The 20,491-nt window shown below is 37.4% G+C and carries 15 protein-coding genes; 2 read left to right on the top strand and 13 right to left on the bottom strand.

Features of this window, described 5'->3' with window-relative positions:
* Positions 1 to 142: 142 nt before the first annotated feature.
* The 6 genes from ACFINR_RS05335 to ACFINR_RS05310 form a co-directional block, all read right to left on the bottom strand.
* On the bottom strand, positions 143 to 925 hold the full coding sequence (locus ACFINR_RS05335; RefSeq protein WP_375652957.1) for an ABC transporter ATP-binding protein: 783 nt from the start codon (positions 923 to 925) through the stop codon (positions 143 to 145).
* Positions 912 to 1,796, bottom strand: a complete 885-nt coding sequence (locus ACFINR_RS05330; protein WP_273790733.1) for an ABC transporter ATP-binding protein — start codon at positions 1,794 to 1,796, stop codon at positions 912 to 914. Before ACFINR_RS05330 ends, ACFINR_RS05335 begins: the two co-directional genes overlap by 14 nt.
* Positions 1,789 to 2,718: an ABC transporter permease gene (locus ACFINR_RS05325; protein WP_273790732.1), complete on the bottom strand. Its 930-nt coding sequence runs from the start codon at positions 2,716 to 2,718 to the stop codon at positions 1,789 to 1,791. The genes ACFINR_RS05330 and ACFINR_RS05325 overlap by 8 nt, the downstream gene beginning before the upstream one ends.
* 2 nt (positions 2,719 to 2,720) lie before the next feature.
* Positions 2,721 to 3,794: an ABC transporter permease gene (locus ACFINR_RS05320; protein WP_375613823.1), complete on the bottom strand. Its 1,074-nt coding sequence runs from the start codon at positions 3,792 to 3,794 to the stop codon at positions 2,721 to 2,723.
* Positions 3,795 to 3,904: 110 nt separating this feature from the next.
* Positions 3,905 to 5,521 carry an ABC transporter substrate-binding protein gene (locus ACFINR_RS05315; RefSeq protein WP_375612275.1) on the bottom strand — a complete coding sequence of 539 codons (1,617 nt, stop codon included), beginning with the start codon at positions 5,519 to 5,521 and terminating at the stop codon, positions 3,905 to 3,907.
* 360 nt (positions 5,522 to 5,881) lie between these two features.
* On the bottom strand, positions 5,882 to 7,507 hold the full coding sequence (locus ACFINR_RS05310; protein WP_375652953.1) for an ABC transporter substrate-binding protein: 1,626 nt from the start codon (positions 7,505 to 7,507) through the stop codon (positions 5,882 to 5,884).
* A 1,248-nt stretch (positions 7,508 to 8,755) separates the two neighbouring features.
* Between ACFINR_RS05310 and ACFINR_RS05305 the strand changes: the two genes are divergently transcribed.
* Complete coding sequence (locus ACFINR_RS05305) at positions 8,756 to 8,920, top strand: hypothetical protein (protein WP_375646395.1); 165 nt, start codon at positions 8,756 to 8,758, stop codon at positions 8,918 to 8,920.
* Positions 8,921 to 9,135: 215 nt separating this feature from the next.
* Here ACFINR_RS05305 and ACFINR_RS05300 read toward each other — a convergent pair whose 3' ends face one another.
* The 6 genes from ACFINR_RS05300 to ACFINR_RS05275 form a co-directional block, all read right to left on the bottom strand.
* Positions 9,136 to 9,726 carry a DNA-3-methyladenine glycosylase I gene (locus ACFINR_RS05300; protein ID WP_375652946.1) on the bottom strand — a complete coding sequence of 197 codons (591 nt, stop codon included), beginning with the start codon at positions 9,724 to 9,726 and terminating at the stop codon, positions 9,136 to 9,138.
* 14 nt (positions 9,727 to 9,740) lie between these two features.
* On the bottom strand, positions 9,741 to 11,171 hold the full coding sequence (gene xseA / locus ACFINR_RS05295) for an exodeoxyribonuclease VII large subunit (RefSeq protein ID WP_375652942.1): 1,431 nt from the start codon (positions 11,169 to 11,171) through the stop codon (positions 9,741 to 9,743).
* A 401-nt stretch (positions 11,172 to 11,572) separates the two neighbouring features.
* The gene (locus ACFINR_RS05290; protein WP_375652938.1) at positions 11,573 to 13,204 is read right to left on the bottom strand and encodes an ABC transporter substrate-binding protein; all 1,632 of its coding nucleotides are present in this window, start codon (positions 13,202 to 13,204) and stop codon (positions 11,573 to 11,575) included.
* Positions 13,205 to 14,112: 908 nt separating this feature from the next.
* A complete protein-coding gene (locus tag ACFINR_RS05285) occupies positions 14,113 to 15,744 on the bottom strand; it encodes an ABC transporter substrate-binding protein (protein WP_375652934.1) in 1,632 nt (543 codons plus the stop codon).
* 356 nt (positions 15,745 to 16,100) lie between these two features.
* On the bottom strand, positions 16,101 to 16,319 hold the full coding sequence (locus ACFINR_RS05280; protein ID WP_375612270.1) for a hypothetical protein: 219 nt from the start codon (positions 16,317 to 16,319) through the stop codon (positions 16,101 to 16,103).
* A gap of 342 nt (positions 16,320 to 16,661) precedes the next feature.
* Positions 16,662 to 18,287, bottom strand: a complete 1,626-nt coding sequence (locus ACFINR_RS05275; protein WP_375652932.1) for an ABC transporter substrate-binding protein — start codon at positions 18,285 to 18,287, stop codon at positions 16,662 to 16,664.
* 1,090 nt (positions 18,288 to 19,377) lie between these two features.
* Between ACFINR_RS05275 and ACFINR_RS05270 the strand changes: the two genes are divergently transcribed.
* Positions 19,378 to 19,659 (top strand): DUF6460 domain-containing protein, encoded by a 282-nt coding sequence (locus ACFINR_RS05270; protein ID WP_375621636.1) that lies wholly within the window; start codon positions 19,378 to 19,380, stop codon positions 19,657 to 19,659.
* 22 nt (positions 19,660 to 19,681) lie between these two features.
* Here ACFINR_RS05270 and ACFINR_RS05265 read toward each other — a convergent pair whose 3' ends face one another.
* On the bottom strand, positions 19,682 to 20,491 hold the full coding sequence (locus ACFINR_RS05265; RefSeq protein WP_273790722.1) for a TIGR02186 family protein: 810 nt from the start codon (positions 20,489 to 20,491) through the stop codon (positions 19,682 to 19,684).

Below are 20,491 nucleotides of genomic sequence, written 5' to 3'. Positions count from 1 at the left end.
TTTAAAATATTACAGCTCAAACACTGCCCAGAAAATTCATACTGAAAAAATCCTATTATCCCCTTCCCTCTTAACAATGCCGCCAAACATCTCCAGAAACTTCAAAACAAATAAAATTGCATTTTCTCTTCTGTAAAATTGATCATGCTCTTTGCTCTCTATGGACAATAGGCTCTATACTTGCTTCAAAAAACTCCTTTGTATAATCGTGTTGCGCATGTAGATTACGCAATTCATCATTGCTAAGCTCTTCAAGAATAATCCCTTTATGCATAATTCCAACACGTTCACAAATATGTGCAACAACAGCAAGATCATGGGATACCATTAAATAAGTAAGCTTTTTTCTCACGCGCAGTGATTTCAACAAGTTTAAAATTTCAGCCTGTACCGACACATCCAATGCAGACGTTGGCTCATCAAGCAACAACACCTCTGGCTCAATAATTAAAGCACGTGCAAGAGCAATACGCTGACGCTGCCCTCCAGACAACTCATGAGGATAACGATAAAGAAATGAAGAATCTAAACCAACGGAATCTAAAGCATCCTCCACCCGCTCTCTTTGATTATCCATTCCATGGATTTTGAGCGATTCAGAAAGAACCGTATGGACCATTTTTCTTGGATGCAGCGAAGCATAAGGATCTTGAAAAACCATTTGAATACAGCGTAAAAAATCCTTACTTCTTTTCTTTTCAACTTCTTGTCCAGCAAAAAGGAATTTTCCACTATAATCTGGAATAAGCCCCACCAATGTATTCAAAATAGTTGACTTTCCACATCCGGATTCACCAATCAAACCATAAGCTTCACCACGCTTAATATGAAAATTAACATTTTTAACAACTGTTACTGCCTTATGCCTGTGCCCAAAAGTTACAGATAAATTAGAAATATCAATAATATTCTCACAATTTGTCATGAGGAACCTCCTCAACGCCATTAACAATCGTAGGATTATACAACCAATCAGGATCACGCTCAGGAACAGCCAAAATATCAACTGGATTATCAAGCCGTGGCAAACTCGCGAGCAACGCCTTTGTATAAGGATGACAAGCGTGAGACAAATCAGAAGCAGGCAACTCTTCTAAGACACGGCCCGCATACATCACCAAAATACGATCACAAAAATCAGCAATCATATTTAAATCATGACTAATGAAAATAAGTCCCGTTCCAGATTTTGTCACAAGTTCATCTAATACAGATAAAACTTGTCGCCTGACCGTAATATCAAGTGCAGATGTTGGCTCATCAGCAATAATTAAATCAGGTTTTGGAATGAGCATCATTGCAATCATCACGCGCTGCCCCATCCCCCCAGATATTTCATGAGGAAAGAGACGCATCACATGTTCAGGATCACGAATATGAACAGATTCTAACATAGATATGGTGCGCTCCCTCGCTTCAGCTTTTGAAACACGGTAATGAATACGGTAAGCCTCCATAATCTGTTCCCCGATCCGTATTAATGGATTAAGTGAATATTTGGGATCCTGTAAAATCATTGAAATACGTTTCCCACGGATTTTTCGCATCTGAGGTTCACTTGCGGCCAATAAATCAACATCCTCAAAGCGCATTTTTTTAGCTTTAACAATGGCTGCTTTTGGACTCAACCTTAGTATTGCGCGCCCAGTCATCGATTTTCCAGATCCGGATTCACCAACAATTCCAATTTTTTCTTTTCCAACAGAAAAACTAACACCACGCACAACTTCTGAAATGCCGCGCGTTGTAGGAAAAGAAATACGTAAATCTTCTACTTCTAATAATTTATTACCCATTGCGTGGATCCAATACATCACGAAGACCATCACCTAAAAGGTTGAAAGCAAGACTTGCAAATAATATTGCACAGCCTGGTATTGCCGCCAACCACCAATTTGTCATCATAAATTCCCGCCCTGAAGAAAGCATCGCACCCCATTCAGGACTTGGAAGTTGAGCTCCCAACCCTAAAAAACCAAGACCAGCAGCCGTTAAAATAATTCCAGACATATCCAAAGTTAATCGTACAATCACTGAAGGAATACACATGGGCGCAACATGAAACAAAATAATTCGCCAAGCAGAGGCCCCTTGCAGGCGAACTACAGAAACATAATCAGAAGAACGTATTGTCAAAGTCTCAGCACGTGCTAAACGTGCAATTGGTGGCCATGCTGCAATTGAAATTGCAATAGAAGCATTTTCAATCCCTGGTCCCAATGCGGCTGAAAATGCAAGAGCTAAAATCAAACCTGGAAAAGCAAGAAAAATATCGACAATGCGCATGAGCACAGTATCAACCCATCCGCCCATATAACCAGATACAGTTCCAACAATAAGCCCTATTGGACCTACAATAACTGTTGTAAGAAAAACAACATAAAGAGTAATACGGGAACCAAAAACAAGGCGACTAAAAATATCACGTCCCAATTCATCTGTTCCAAAATAATGCGCCATAGAGGGTGGCTGCAACCGATGCCCCAGATCATTGCTAAGAAAATCATGCGTAGCAATCCAAGGAGCAAAAAATGCACATATGATAATAATACAAATAATAAGCAGACCGAATACAGCCGAAAAGTTATGAAAAAACTTAGCCAGTGCGTGATAAATTCTTTGTATGTTCGCTTGAATTATGGAGTTTGGAACAGGATCGTTTAACCAACTACCCAAAGAAGATGATGATTGCGATTTATGATGATTACTTACTGTCATATTCAACGTGTCCTTGGATCAAAAATGCGATAAAGCAAATCAGAAAATAAATTAATGGCGACAAAGATAAATCCTACAAGTAAAGTACATCCTACAACTGCATTCATATCTCCGGCTAAAAGAGCATTTGTCAAGTAATGTCCAAAACCAGGCCAAGCAAAAACTGTCTCCGTTAAAACAGCCCCTTCTAATAAAAAAGCATAAGAAAGTGCAACAACGGTAATAATTTGAACAGCAGCATTTCGAAAGGCATGCCCCCAAACGGTTCGCGCCCACGATAATCCCTTTACACGTGCAGTAATGATATATTCCTGATTAAGCTGCTCAATCATAAACCCACGAGTCATACGGCTAATATAAGCCATAGCACCGAAAGCCAAGATCAAAGCAGGCATAATAACGTGACTAAAAACATTACCAAAAGCCTCCCATTGTCCTTGGCTTGCAGTATCCCAAAGGAAAAATCCTGTTTTTGGTTCAAAAGAATATTCATAAAGAAAATCAAGTCGTCCTGGGCCACCAACCCAGCCAAGCTTGGCGTAAAATATTAACAACGCCATTAATCCGAGCCAAAATGTTGGAGTAGAATAACTTACAAGTGTAAAAACACGGACAACATAATCAATAAATGAATCGCGATACATTGCTGCAAAAACACCAAATGGAATTCCAAGACTTGTGCCAATAACAATAGCAACGGTTGCAAGCTCTAATGTTGCAGGAAACACACGCATAATATCGGCTAGAACAGGTCGCCCAGAAGTTAAAGCATCTCCAAAGTCAAACAAAAATACATTATGAAGATACTTCCAATATTGGACAATCAACGGCTTATCAAGACCCAGCTTATAATACATTGCATCATAAGCTTCCTGACTGATATTATCACCAAGAATAGACAGAACCGGATCTAGAGGAAGAAGATGACCAAGAAAAAAAGTGATCGTCACCAACCCAAGCAATGTGATAAAAACTGAAATAAGAAGTTTCAATCCTTTGCATAAAAAATCCCATAAAAATAATTTTTTCTGCTTTTCTGATACAGCTCTTTCAGTCTCTGAAAGTGGCAAAACCATTATAAAAATCCCCTCTGTAGCGACAAAACATAAAGCAAATACTTTTTTATATAACAAAACAATCTCTTATTAAGCATGTTCTACAATCCTTTTCTATAACATGCTTCTTTTTATTTTTCTGCTTCATTGTAATAAAGTCTATAACTGTTCCAAATCCATTTTTTGACATCAGGCCCCATACCAACGGTATAATATGTCTGAAATAAATAAACCATAGGACCATGCTCTAGCACATAATGCTGTAAAGTACGATATTGCATGATACGCTTATTGGGGTCTTTCTCAAACAAAGCATCCATCACCATGTTATTAATATTTTCATCATAATACCCAGCGCGCCAAGCTAAATACATATTGTGCTTTTTTGTAAATGTTGGATCAGGGTTAAACACGTGATTTAATGAAGCAGGATGTCCATCAGGATCGGCACTCCCCCACCCCATAATAGCAGTATCATAATTTCCACCACGTACACGGCTCAACAATTGATTTTGTGCCATTTTTTCAATTGTAAGCTCAACACCAATTTTGCGTGCATTGGCTTGAATAGACTGTGCAACAGACGACATATAACTAAGGCTTCCAACTAAAAGATTAGCTTTAAACCCATTAGGATAACCAGCTTCAGTAATCAGTTGTTTTGCTTTTTTCAAATCCAACTGAAAAGGCAAACCTTCTTTTTCATCTAAAGCACCTGGAACACCTAAAGACATATAAGTTGCCCGAGGAATAGCAATCCCTTTCAAAACAGTTTTTCCAAGACCTTCATAATCAACCAAATAACGAAGTGCCAATCTGACCTTTTCATTCGCAAAAATTGCATTCTTATTATTTAACGATAAGTAAATAATCTGCGGACGCAAAACACGACTGATTTTGACTGGGCCTCCTTTTTTTTCAAGATCTAAAATATCCTCTGAAGAAAGATCACGCACTATATCCACATCACCTTTTTCCAAAAGAAGTCTTTGACTTGATGAATCCGCTACATGCTGCACAACAATCTGCTTAATTTTAGGCACATCGCCCCAATAATGTTGTGTCGCCTCTAACACAACTTTATCTCCTGGAGACCAGCTCACCAATTTATAAGGTCCAACACAAGCTGTATGTGTTGCTAAATATTTATTCCCCATATCACCGTTAATACTCTGTGCTTCAATTGTTTTCCGATCAAGCAAAGCAGAAGCATAAGATTGTCCAATAACAGTCAATATGAGCTGAATAGGATAGGGTTTATCTAATTTTAATTGTAAAGTCTTATCATCAAGAGCCTGAATATTTGTTTCAATATTGTTTTTGGTAAACCCATAATCCATTAAAGATTGAGCATAGCTTAATCCTAATTTAATAATCCGTCGCATCGACCATACCAAATCTTGCGCTGTAGCCATCCTTCCATCATTAAACTTTAAATCATCACGAAGATGAAAGACTATTCTTTTGCCATTGTCTAAAACGTCCCAAGATTTTGCCATAGCAGGGCGAATTTTTGTAGGATCATGCTCATCATATTGCACTAACGCGCTGCAAATATTCGTCAATAACTCACTCGTCACAACCTCAACAGTTTGCGCTGGATCAAAACTACTAATTGAATCAATATTCCATGCCATTACCAATATATCTTTAGATGAGGCACTGAATGCCGTTGTTACAGCCCCATTAAAAAAAATGATTGAGCTTAATAAAATAGAAATTTTTTTCAATATTCTTTGTTTTCCCATTTTATCTCTTCCTTTTGTATTCTTCTACCTTTTCACACAAAGTGATTGTGATTTTGCTTAAATAGCATAGCATTAGACATCAATTTCATTTAATCAAACTAAGCATCTACAAAATAATTTTCTTATACATCAGTCTATATTCGGGATGCAGAGAATCTATAACCATAAACAAAGATCCTCCCCAATATAACTTTCTATATTCATCGCTCCCTATAAACGATCTTAATTATATACTGCTACTACACAAACATCCCTCACAGTTTCATCCTAAAAAACTGAAGAGCTTTATATGGGAGAATATTTTCATCATGCAATTATGATTAAGCTCTTTTTAGCTTTGATAACACTAAAAAGACACACTTATTTTTCAATTTTACTATAAAAAATACGCGGTGCACTATTCCAAACCCATTTTTTGACATCAGGCGTCATCGCGACAACGCTATATTGTTGAAAGATAAACGCATAAGGTCCTTTTTGCATTAATTCACGTTGTAAATCAGCATAGAGTTGCGCTCGTTTTTGCGGATTTTTTTGAAACAACGCTTCTTCAACTTTTTGATTCATCTTAGCATCAAAATACCCATGCTTCCAACTAGGATAGGCTGTATTTCTAGCCTCAAAATGATTATCTGGATTGAAAATAAGACGTGAAGCCATGGTATGAGGATCCGCAGAATCATTATTCCATCCGATAAAAGCCGTATCAAAAGCTCGAGCATCCACTTTTGAAAATAACTGTGTACCTGCTACACGTTCAATTTTAAGACGCACGCCCGCCTGTGCAGCACTATCCTGGAGTGACTGAGCAAGTAACAAAGTATAAGGAGTGTTTGACACGAGAAAATTTGCCTCAAATCCATTCGGATAACCAGCTTCTGCTAAAAGCTGCTTGGCTTTTGCAATATCAAGTTTAAAGGGTTGCCCCTCTTTTTCATCTAAAGCCCCAAAGTTGCCAAGAGGAATAAAACTGGCCCGTGGAACACCAACACCTTTGAGAAGCTTCTTGCCAAGACCTTCATAATCTATGAGATAACGCATCGCCAAACGTACTTTTTCCTTAGCAAAAATAGGATTCGTCGTATTGAATCCCCAGTACATCATAGTTGGCACTAACACTCTTTCAACTTTAACATCTGTTGTTTTTTGCAGATCTGCAAGATCTTCAGGTGTCAAATTACGAGCAACATCAATATCATGTTTTTGCAACAACAAACGTTGTGTTCCGGGCTCTGCAACATGGCGAATTAAAATCTGCTTCAGTTTAGGCGCTTGTCCCCAATAGTGAGAGCTTGCACGCAACAAAAGAGCTTCTCCAGGGCGCCAACTTTTTAACTGATAAGGACCAACACAAGCAGCATGACCTTTCAAATACTGATTTCCAAAATCGCCATCTTTTTCGTGTTTCATAATCGTCTTACGATCAAGCAAAGCTGTTGCACGACTCGCAACAATATTATTAAGAATGAGCTCTGCTGGATAAGGCTTATCAAATTTCATCACAACTGTTTTCTCATCGGGAGCTTGCAAAGCATCATCAACATTTTGTTCTGTAATTCCATATTCATTAAAAATTGCCGCATTACCCATCTTCAATTTGACAATCCGCTTCATACCCCAAACAAGATCATTGGCATTGGCTGATCGACCATCATTAAACTTCAAACCATCACGTAAATGAAAAGTAATCACCGTACTGTGATCATCACCTGAAACATCCCAATGTGTTGCTAAAGCGGGAACCATTTTAGCAGGATCATCTGTCGCAGTACTCACCAAGTTATCACAAATATTGTAAATAATTTCACTTCCATAAACATCATTAAGTTGTGCGGGATCAAACGTACTAATTGCATCAAGATTCCAAGCCATCACAAGGGTATTAGCCGGTGTTTTTGCTGAAACTTGTTGTGCAACCATCGCCAATGCCATAAGAGCAGAAACAAGAGAGCTGCTACTTTTCAATATTGTTTTCTTCAAGTTCATAAACTTTTCCCTTTATTTATTTTTATCAATTAATGACGCTGAAATAATATAGCAAATTTATAATTATAACATTGAATAAATACGTTCTAATCGCCTATATTTTTAATCACCTACACAGAGTCATCTACTTGATAAATTCATTGACTTACGTCTCAATAAACCATAACGAACATGCAATATATGTTTTGCTAACCAGTATTACATTCTTTTCATAACCTCTTTGCATATGATAATGCACTATATCAGTTCTCTATTAATCATCAATAAGCCTTGTCGCCCCAAAAATAGTGAGCTTTAAAAAAATCATTACGCAAAAATTTATGAATTCATTATTCTATTCCTTTAGGCGACATTTAAAATAAAATATGCAAACTTTAAAAATAGTCATCCCCCTCAAACACTCAGTTTCAAGATACGGCGCATCTTTACTACATGACAAAAACGACACTGGAACAGCAGGAAGACATAAGAAAATATCTTTTCTAAAACGCTACCCCCCACAAAAATCTGCTTAATCTTTTGAAAACTAAGTGTCAAAAGTTTTACGTTTTTACCAACAAAACCAAACGCGTTAACAAAGATAAAGGAAAAATGAGAAGAAGCATTCCTTCCACGCTTTATCTTTTGAGAAATAAAGCTTACAATAAAAGAATATACACTAAAATGCATTCTCTCATTGATAAAAATAAAATTCATTAGACGTTTCCCCCCTAAAGACATAACGAATATAAACCCTTCTAAACTTTGGCGTGCATCATTGCTTTACCACTATAAAAATAGAATAGAAAACAACATACCGCAACAGAACTCTCGTTTCCAGCGGAAACATACAGAGATTCAACGAAGCAATGTAGTGGATACAAGCCTGCATGAGCTTAATCATCTTCCAAAAAATTGGAGCGCACACGCGGCAAGATCACTCTACTAATAGAGGAAAGCTATCAGATAATAAAACCCAACACAAGCAGCTTGAGTCATTTAACTTCAATTTTTCATCGCTGCATTTCATTTTATATTGCCTAGGTAAGCATTGGGCAATCAACCTACATATAAATAAACCAACAGTCATACAAGCAAAGAAAAACAATGCAACAACAGCACCCCATCTAACAACCACTTTGCATTCGTCAACAAACATGAATAAAATATTCATTAATTATAACAGTCACGTTATTAACGGAAATAAAAAAAACTCTTCTGAACCATTACAAATGCCAAAGACTGTTTCACAACACTGAGAGCTAGTAAATGTGTGATGGTGCCGATTTGCTCCTTCATAAACCTAAAGATGGAGTGCATTATGGACTTATCTGTCATACCATTCACGGGCTGCGTCGCGAAATGGGCTTTGGTGTACTAAATGTTTCTTTAAAACATACAAGACATTACCATTATCTCACTTCAGATACATAACAGTTAAGGTATCACTTCTTTTGGCATCTGTTTTTTCATCCTCAAAATTATACCTTTATCATTTTTAGTGCCAACAACAGTAGAAAATCATTAATATTGTATAGTTTGTATATTTCAATTATCTTATACAGTGGAATTGTATAATCTATACATTTATTAAATAATTCAATTATTATCCTATTGATCATTACTCTTACAAAAGACAGTTTGCCAATTTATCGACAAAAACATCCTTCAAGATGATCATTAACAATCCCTACGGACTGCATAAAAGCATAACAAATTGTGGGACCAACGAATGTCCAGCCACGTCTCTTCAAGTCTTGAGAAAGACGAAGAGAAGCAGGTGTCATAGGGTTAGCCAACAGTGTTTGAAAGTCTATCTTTTCATAACGCTCTGATTGTGGTGGCTGAAAAGACCAAAAATAGCGGGACAAACTTCCCCACTCTGTTATAATTTCTTGTGCTCTAAGTGCATTATTAAGCACTGATTGAATTTTTCCTTGATGGCGAACAATGTCTTTATTCTGCATTAACATTTTCACCTTTAGCTCATCGTAATGAACAATCTTTTCAAAGTCAAAGTGATCAAATGCAACGCGAAAAAAAGAGCGTTTTTTTAAAATTGTAAACCAAGAAAGCCCCGCTTGGAAACCTTCAAGACAAATTTTCTCAAACAAACGAATATCCTCAAAAACAGGCTTTCCCCATTCGGTATCATGATAAGCACAATAAAGTGGATCCGTTCCAGCCCATGCGCAACGAACTTTTCCATCTACTCCCTTAAGAAGACCTTCCGCAAGCATGGCATTGACCCGTATTAAAAGAGCATTCCTTGATCATCGCTTGGCGACTTTATTTGCTTGTGTTTTGAACGTTTAGCGGAAATAGGCTCTTGTGTTGCAACACTGATATCTCCATCAAAAAAGCGTAAATTTATGTGCCCCATTTCAGGAAACTGAGCCAAGCGTTTAATGGGCTTATTCTCTTTCCCCAAAGCCAAAACAAAACCGCGCTCCAAAATATTCTGATATGAAGTGCTTTTTAAAAGCCTAGATACTACCTCTAACCCAGCACGTTGTTTTTCCACACTACGCACAAAAGCACGCTGAAGACGTGCCGTATATTCCTTTGTATTGCGTTGTGCTTTTTCACTATTTAACAAACGCGGTGAAAGACGCACACCAAGTGCATGAAAAGAAAAACGTTTTTTATCGTAGCTTACACAAAGAGCACGCTGCAATCGACTTGAAGTTTCATCCAAACCACGCCGTGGTAGAGCAAAAAGTTGATCGGCAGTCGGAAGAGCTCGTAGAGTAGCACGCAATTTTTGTCGATAAAAATCCAAATAACGCGCGAGTCCCTTGCGCAAACGTGCATCAAGCGATGCCACCAGCACCTCGAGATCAAGCTTAACAGGAACAGCCCGTTCTGCTGCGGCGGTAGGAGTTGGAGCGCGCCAATCAGCCACATAATCAATCAAGGTCCAGTCCGTTTCATGCCCAACAGCAGAAATAACAGGAAGAGAAGATTCATAAACAGCACGAACAACAGCTTCGTCATTAAACCCCCACAAATCTTCTAAACTTCCTCCTCCCCGTGCAACAATAATAAGATCAGGTTTTGGAATAAGTCCACCTGGACCAAGAGTATTAAAACCTTCAACAGCAACAGCCACTTCCCTCCCACTTGTTTCCCCCTGAACACGTACAGGCCAAACCAAAATATGCAACGGAAAACGATCGGATATACGATGAATAATATCACGAATAACAGCACCTGTTGGTGATGTTACAACGCCTAAAATTCGAGGCATATAAGGCAAAGTTTTTTTCTTTTCTTCATCAAACAAGCCTTCTTCTAAAAACTTTTTCTTACGATTTTCAAGAAGTGTCATCAAAGCACCAACCCCCGTTGGTTCAAGAGCCTCGATGACAATTTGATATTTCGATGACCCTGGATACGTCGTAAGTTTACCAACAGCAACTACTTCCATCCCTTCTTCAGGAGGGAATTTGAGCTTTTCCATAACTCCACGCCAAATAACAGCTTCCAACCGTGCCTTATCATCTTTTAAAGCAAAATAAGCATGTCCCGAAGCATGAGTACCACGGTACCCTGATATCTCCCCACGCACCCGTACATAACCAAACTTTTCTTCAACAACACGCTTTAGAGCCCCTGCTATTTCGGAAACAGTGAATTCTGCCACATTTGTTACACCTGTTTTTTCACTAAACAAACTTACCATTTTTCAATTCTTTACGCCCGTTTCTGTGAACCTTTTTGAAACAACACATCTTTAAACTTTTGATTTATAGCTTCATCAAAATACCCATAACACCGGCTAGAACAACTTATATTTTTAATTTCAAATCGATTATCAGGGTTGTAAAAAAAACTTGAAGCCGTTGTATGGGGATGTCTAGAGTCATTATTTCATCCGAAAATTCTATCAATAGAAGTTAAAATATTCAATCCTAACATCCAAACAAACACATCTTCTATAAGAATTCCTGAAATAAAATTCTCTACACAACATAGTAATCCATTCCCGATAAAATTCAATGTATTGCAAAGTGTTAAAGAGCTTTGCAATACATCAAATATATCATGACCATGTTTTTTATATTTTATAAACCTGATACCTTTTTATTTTTCAATTGCACTATAAAAAATACGTGGTGCACTATTCCAAACCCATTTTTTAACATCAGGTGTCATCGCTATCGTGTGATACGTCTGATAGATAAAAGCATAAGGTCCTTTCTGCATAAATTCACGTTGCAAATCAGCATACATTTGCGCCCGTTTTTTGGGATCTTTTTGAAACAACGCATCTTGAACCTTTTGATTCATAGTTTCATCCAAATACCCATGGCACCAACTCGCATAGCCTGTATTTTTCGCCTCAAGCCGATTATCAGGATTGTAAATAAGGCGTGAAGCCATTGTATGGGGGTCCGCAGAATCATTATTCCATCCGAAAAAAATTGTATCAAAAGTACGTGCAGATAGTTTTGAAAACAACTGCGTGCCTACGAAGCGTTCAATTTTAAAACGTACCCCCACCTTTTTTGCATTGTCTTGGAGAGACTGAGCAATAGGCAAAGCAAAAGGATAAGGAGAGGCACCGGCAAAAATACTGGCCTCAAAACCATCCGGATAACCGGCTTCCGTTAAAAGTTGCTTTGCTTTTTGGAGATCAAGTTTAAAGGGTTGTCCCTCTTTTTCATCCAAAGCTCCAAGATTACCAAGAGGAATAAAACTTGCACGTGGAATACCAACATCTTTGAGAAGAGTCTTACCGAGTCCTTCATAGTCAATAAGATAACGCATCGCTAAACGCACTTTTTCATTGGAAAAAATTGGATTTGTCACATTGAACCCCCATATGATCACGGATGGCTCTAACACTCTTTCAACTTTAATATCCGTTGTTGCTTGGAGATCTGCCAAATCCTCTGGCATCAGATTACGTGCAACATCGATATCGTGTTTTTGCAACAATAAACGTTGTGTTCCAGGTTCCGCAACATGGCGAATTAAAATCTTCTTCAATTTAGGCGCCTCCCCCCAATAATTGGAGCTTGCACGCAACAAAATTCCTTCTCCAGGGCGCCAACTCTCTAGCTGATAAGGACCAACACAAGCAGAATGACTGGCCAAATACCGGTTTCCCATATCACCATTTTTTTCGTGTTTCATGAGTGTCTCACGATCAAGCAAAGCAAGAGTACGACTAGTGGCAAAATGGCTAAGAATGAGCTCTGCTGGATAAGGTTTATCAAATTTCATCACCACCGTTTTGTCGTCCGGTGCTTGAAAAGCCTCATCAACGTTTTGTTCTGTAATCCCATATTCATTAAATGTCGCCGCAGTAGCCATCTTCAATTGAACAACCCGCTTCATGCTCCAAATAAGATCATTGGCATTCGCAGGACGACCATCGTTGAACTTCAAACCATCACGCAAATGAAAAGTAATCACCGTACTCTGATCATCACTTGAAACATCCCAACTCTTCGCTAAAGAAGGAACCATTTTAGCAGCATCATCTGTAGCAGAAACGACTAAATTATCACAAACATTAACAAGAACTTCATTACCATAACGGTCATTGATTTGTGCGGGATCAAATGTACTTATTGTATCAAGATTCCAAGCCATCACAAGCGTATCGGCAGGTGTTTTCGCTGAAACTTGTTGCACAAACATCCCCATTGCAAGAACAGCAGAAACAAAAGAACTGCCCTTTTTCAATATTTTTCTTTTCACGTTCATAGAATTTTCCTTTTAAGATTTAAGGTTATTGTATAACTTCCCATGTGACAACATGCAAAAATGATAAGATCATGCTTAGAAAACACGCCTCCTAGAGGTAAAATATCAAAATCTCTAAAAGCAGCAGCCACTTTTCAAAAGCTCCTTCCCTCCCCAATACGTATAGAACAAACGAACATATGCAACGCAAAACGATCTGATTAAAATGAAGCTATCACGCACGATAGCTCACGACATCACGGCACTTATAATTCAGAGCATATCAGACCAAAATCCTTCCTTGCTTCATTAAAAAGATTTCTTTTTCAAGTTTCTTCTTGCGATTTTCTAAAAAGTATCATCAAAGCGCTACTCTAATTGCTTCAAAAGCCTCAAAACAATTTGATATTTTGATGATCCTGAATAAATTTTTTCGTAACCATTTTCACCCTTCTTCAGAAGAAAATTCGAACTTTATTATAACTCCGTATCAAATAACAGCTTCGAACCTATAGATTATCATATTTTAAGTCATAAGGAATGTAACCTGAGGTATGAGAAGAGTAGCTTGATGTTTCCCCACGTACCCGCATACAACAGTTTTTCTCACCAAAACATTTTATAAAGTCCCCATTTTTTCAGAAACACTAAATTTTGCTTTATTCGTTACACCTGTCTTTTGCAACAAACAAATTTATTACTTTTTATACATATAAATTGAAATATCAAATATTAATATCTATATACGTGGAATTTATCGAAATAAATAACCTCTCTTCCCAATAGAATGTTTTGAAACAAAATTCTCTACACAACATAGTAATCCATTCCCGATAGAATTCAACGTATTGCAAAGTATTAAAGAGCTTTGCAATACATCAAATATATCATGACCATGTTTTTTTATATTTTATAAACCTGATACCTTTTTATTTTTCAATTGCACTATAAAAAATACGTGGTGCACTATTCCAAACCCATTTTTTGACATCAGGTGTCATCGCTACAGAAACATATGTCTGATAGATAAAAGCATAAGGCCCTTTCTGCATAAAATCACGTTGTAAATCAGCATACATTTGCGCCCGTTTTTTGGGATCTTTTTGAAACAATGCATCTTGAACCTTTTGATTCATAGTTTCATCCAAATACCCATGGCACCAACTCGCATAGCCTGTATTTTTAGCCTCAAGCCGATTATCTGGATTATAAATAAGACGTGAAGCCATTGTATGGGGGTCCCCAGAGCCATTATTCCATCCGAAAAAAATCGTATCAAAACCACGCGCATAAAATTTTGAAAACAACTGCGTACCTACAAAACGTTCAATTTTAAAACGTACTCCAACTTTTTTTGCATTGTCTTGGAGAGACTGAGCAATAGGCAAAGCAAAAGGATAAGGAGAGGCACCGGCAAAAATACTGGCCTCAAAACCATCCGGATAACCGGCTTCCGTTAAAAGTTGCTTTGCTTTTTGGAGATCAAGTTTAAAGGGTTGTCCCTCTTTTTCATCCAAAGCTCCAAGATTACCAAGAGGAATAAAACTTGCACGTGGAATACCAACATCTTTGAGAAGAGTCTTACCGAGTCCTTCATAGTCAATAAGATAACGCATCGCCAAACGCACTTTTTCATTGGCAAAAATAGGGTTTGTCGCATTAAATCCCCATATGATCATGGAGGGCGCCAACACTTTTTCAACTTTAATATCCGTTGTTGCTTGGAGATCTGCCAAATCCTCTGGCATCAAATTACGTGCAACATCGATATCATGTTTTTCCAATAATAAACGTTGCGTTCCAGGCTCCGCGACATGGCGAATTAAAATCTTCTTCAATTTAGGCGCCTCCCCCCAATAATTGGAGCTTGCACGCAACAAAATTCCTTCTCCAGGGCGCCAACTCTCTAGCTGATAAGGACCAACACAAGCAGAATGACTGGCCAAATATCGGTTTCCCATATCGCCATCTTGTTCGTTTTTCATGAGTGTCTCACGATCAAGCAAGGCAGTAGTGCGATTAGTGGAAATATTGCTAAGAATGAGCTCTGCTGGATAAGGTTTATCAAATTTCATCACCACCGTTTTGTCATCCGGTGCTTGAAAAGCCTCATCAACGTTTTGTTCTGTAATCCCATATTCATTAAATGTTGCTGCATTAGACAATTTCAATTTGACAACCCGCTTCATACCCCAAACAAGATCATTGGCATTCGCAGGACGACCATCATAAAACTTTAAACCATCACGCAAGTGAAAAGTAATCACCGTACTCTGATCATCACTTGAAACATCCCAGCTCTTCGCTAACGAGGGAACCATTTTAGCCGCATCATCTGTAGCAGAAACGACTAAATTATCACAAATATTGTTAACCACTTCAATTCCATAACGGTCATTAAGTTGTGCAGGGTCAAATGTATTTATTGGATCGAGATTCCAAGCCATCACAAGCGTATCGGCGGGTGTTTTTGCTGAAACTTGTTGCACAAACATCCCCATTGCAAGAACAGCAGAAACAAAAGAACTGCCCTTTTTCAATATTTTTCTTTTCACTTTCATAGAATTTTCCTTTTTACGTTTATTGTATAAATTCTCCATGCAGCAAAACGTGCTTAATTTAAGTTTAGACGAACGATAGACTCCTAAAGACCAAACTTTAAAATCTTCAAGAACAAGCACCTCTTGCCAATGACTCCTCTTGTCTAGACTTATAAGCCAAACTAAAACATACAAAGGAAAACACTCTGATATACAATGAACGCTCACCAACAACAGAGCTTAATCACGATATCATAACGCCTACTATTGAAGACTATAAAACCTGTATTTTTTCTATCTTGTTAAGCAAGCTTGTCTCGTATTTCTTCCGGCGTTTTCTATACCATCAAAGCACTACCCCTTTTAGCTCAAGTACCTTAATAACAACGAGCCTTCATAACAATTTGACGATTTGATAAAACAGAAAAATTCGTTAGTTTGCCAAATGCAACGACTTTTATTCCTTCTTCAAAAGAAAATTTAATTTTTTCATCACTCCCCGTAAAATAACACCCTCCAAATGACATCTCATCATCTTTCAAAGCAAAAGAAAATATAAACACCATAAAAAACTGATATCCCTTGTGTACCCCCATAACAAAACTTTCCTTCAACATCGCAAAACCTTTGCACCTTTAGCACCACTAAATTCCGCGATATTTGTTACACTTCGTTTCTTTATGTTATACTCAGTTTTTTAACAAATAAATTGACCACTTTCTAATTCAGAAAAATTGAAATATCGATCTTAACATCCACTTAAATACACCTCTAATGAGAATGAAAAATATCTTTAAACGAATGTCTTGAAAAGACATTCAACAATATATCACGCATTACCTATGATCTTCGGCGCATTGCAAAGCTTAAAATTTATACAATACGCCGAATATATCATGACGATGCCCTTTATCTATTGAACAGCATTGAAGACACTCTTATTTTTCAATTTTACTATAAAAAATATGTGGCGCACTATTCCAAACCCACTTTTTGATATCAGGCGTCATCGCGATAACAGTATATTTCTGAAAGATAAACGCATAAGGTCCTTTTTGCATCAATTCACGTTGTAAATCAGCATAGAGTTGTGCCCGTTTTTGCGGATCTTTTTGAAACAATGCATCCTGAACCTTTTGATTCATCGTTTCATCCAAATACCCATATTGCCAACTAGGATAGGCGGTATTTTTTGCCTCAAGCCGATTATCTGGATTATAAACAAGACGTGAAGCCATAGTATGAGGATCCGCAGAATCATTATTCCATCCGACAAAAATCGTATCAAAAGCCCTTGCATAAAGTTTAGAAAACAACTGTGTACCGGCCATCCGTTCAATTTTAAGACGTACCCCCGCCTTTGCGGCACTATCTTGGAGTGACTGAGCAAGCAACACCCTATAAGGAGCATTTGATACGAGAAAATTTGCCTCAAACCCATTCGGATAACCAGCTTCTGCTAAAAGCTGCTTGGCTTTTGCAATATCAAGTTTAAAGGGTTGCCCCTCTTTTTCATCTAAAGCCCCAAAGTTGCCAAGAGGAATAAAACTGGCCCGTGGAACACCAACACCTTTGAGAAGCTTCTTGCCAAGACCTTCATAATCTATGAGATAACGCATCGCCAAACGTACTTTTTCCTTAGCAAAAATAGGATTCGTCGTATTGAATCCCCAGTACATCATAGTTGGCACTAACACTCTTTCAACTTTAACATCTGTTGTTTTTTGCAGATCTGCAAGATCTTCAGGTGTCAAATTACGAGCAACATCAATATCATGTTTTTGCAACAACAAACGTTGTGTTCCGGGCTCTGCAACATGGCGAATTAAAATCTGCTTCAGTTTAGGCGCTTGTCCCCAATAGTGAGAGCTTGCACGCAACAAAAGAGCTTCTCCAGAGCGCCAACTTTTTAACTGATAAGGACCAACACAAGCAGCATGACTTTTCAAATACTGATTTCCAAAATCGCCATCTTTTTCATGCTTCATAATTGTCTGACGATCAAGCAAAGCTGTTGCCGGACTTGCAACAATATTATTAAGAATGAGCTCTGCTGGATAAGGCTTATCAAATTTCATCACCACTGTTTTCTTATCTGGGGCTTGCAAAGCATCATCAACATTTTGCTCTGTAATTCCATATTCATTAAAAATTGCCGCATTACCCATCTTCAATTTGACAATCCGCTTCATACTCCAAAGAAGATCATTGGCATTGGCTGATCGACCATCATTAAACTTCAAACCATCACGTAAATGAAAAGTAATCACCGTACTGTGATCATCACCTGAAACATCCCAATGTGTTGCTAAAGCGGGAACCATTTTAGCAGGATCATCTGTCGCAGTACTGACCAAATTATCACAAACATTGCGAACAATTTCACTTCCATAAACATCATTAAGTTGTGCGGGATCAAATGTACTAATTGCATCAAGATTCCAAGCCATCACAAGGGTATCAGCGGGTGTTTTTGCTGAAACTTGTTGTGCAACCATCGCCAAAGCTATAAAAGCAGAAACAAGAGAGCTGCTATTTTGTAATATTTTTTTCTTCAAGTTCATAGACTTTTCCTTTTAAAGTTTACTATATAAATTTCCCACACAACAAGCACATGCTTAATAATAAGGTTAGATGATCCATAAGCGCCTCAAACAAAGTATTATTAAAACCTTCAAACAACACCACTTACCAACCACGGACTTCTACCCATGGCTATAAGCCAAGACAAACCAAAACATGCAACAACAAACACTCTGACATACAATGAATGCTCCCCCATAACAGAGCCTATTCATGATGTCATAACGCCTACGATTGAAGACTATAAAACCACTATTTTCTCTCTTTTGTCGGGTAAGCTTGTCTCTTCTTTCCTCTCGCCTTTTTATGCCATCAAAAGACTCTTCCTTGTTAGCTTAAGCGCCTTAATAACAAAGAGCTCTACTAACAATTTGACATTTTAACAAAACAGGAAAATTCACCCATCAACCGACATGACCTCCTCCCCCTACAAGAGGAATTTTGAATTTTTCCATAATCCTCTGCCAAATAACAGCTTTTAAATTATATTTTATTTCTAAATAAAAGGAGCATAGGCTCCCCCTGATATTCCTTTACGTACCCACACATAACAAAGCTTTTTTCCACATCGTATTTTTAATATCTTTGCTCCTTTAACAACACTCAATTCATTGCTTACATTTTTTCAGAAAAAAAGATCTTTTCAATGCACTAAGGTTGAAATATCTAAATATAATACCTATATAAGCACACCCTTATTAGAATAGATAGTCTTTTTTAAGTAAACTGTCTTGAAATATTATTTCTATACACGACAATAATAAGTTCGTTACAAAATCTTCAATATACTAGAACTCTCACTCTGATAAGAAATGCTGAAACGTTATAAAATTTCTCTACAAATTCTCGAGACGAAAGGATATCCCTTCATTTAATAAAAGAAGCGCCATGAAAATATCGCAAAAAATGCAATAAAACATGTGTATATTTCAAAAACCAGCACCGTTAACCAGACTAAGGTGATAAACTCAAAAAGTAAGAAAAAATAAAAAAATGTTTTTCCTTTATGATAATAACATCGCTGTACCATGATAATACAATAAAAAACACGATCTTTGAAAGTATATTAAAATGAAGCGAAAAAAAAAATTATTAGATTCTTTTCATGCGTTTCTTGGAGGAAAATCACGCCGCGTTAGTCTAAAATTGCTTATTCTTTCATTCTTCATTGGCATCGTAATGAATTTTTTGGGATGGACACCTCGAAACCTCATACAAAAAATAGTAGATTTTTTTCAATCACTATGGGAAGCAGGATTTATAACGCTTACAAATTTCTTCCATATAACTATGACAGGAGCTATTGTTGTTGTGCCTATTTTTCTTATCTTACGAATTTTTCATAAAAAATAAAAGCCTTAACATTTTCCTTGCGTTAATCTTTTCGAAAAATCAAACGACACAAAAATCCTGTAGTAATAGCAATAATCACTGCAACAATACCATATAAAAAACGATACTTGTGCGCTGCATAAAAAATTGTATAGGTGATATGTGCTTTAACAATTTCAAGAGTCGTTGTTGCACTATCAATAAACTGTCCATCACGAAAAAGATAAGCACGAACTTTATAATGTCCAACTGGGATATTTGCTGGCAAACGAAAATGCGCTGTGAAAAGTGTGTCAGAACCAAAACGAACCCCACCCACTTCCTCATAATAAAGGCTTTTAGCTTTTTGTAATTTTATAAGTTCATCGCGAAAGATTTGTATTTTTTTCTGATCTTGTTCATCCGTCTGCAATGGCAAATAGAGTAATCCTAACCCTAAGCGTTTATAATCTTCAATGCTCGTAATATCGTCAATTTCACGTGTTGTGACCATAGAGTAAAAAAGAGGAACCTTTTTAAAAATAAGAGAATCTGTATTGACCCATACACCGGCATTGCGTTTTTTTTCTCGCATCACCATTGTCCGATCTTGTCCCTCTAAGCTTACAACAATATCATAACGGTTCTGTCGAGAATATAACGGATCAATATTTTCTAAAACACCAGCAATATAAAGATCACGACCAGCAAAATTTGCATCCACAGTAATCGTATTCGTTGTTACAATAATTTGGACAGTTTCGTGGTCAACTTGATCAATGAATGTAGCTGGCGTCCCAACATGTGACCATGTAGAAAAAGAAATAAAACAAAAGCAACCTGTAATGATGTATAAAGAAAATAATCTACCCAT

Source organism: Bartonella sp. AP19HLJMH (genome assembly GCF_042196245.1).
Lineage (GTDB): Bacteria > Pseudomonadota > Alphaproteobacteria > Rhizobiales > Rhizobiaceae > Bartonella.
Note: the sequence above shows the minus strand (reverse complement) of the source record. Positions and strands in the feature narration are given on the sequence as shown.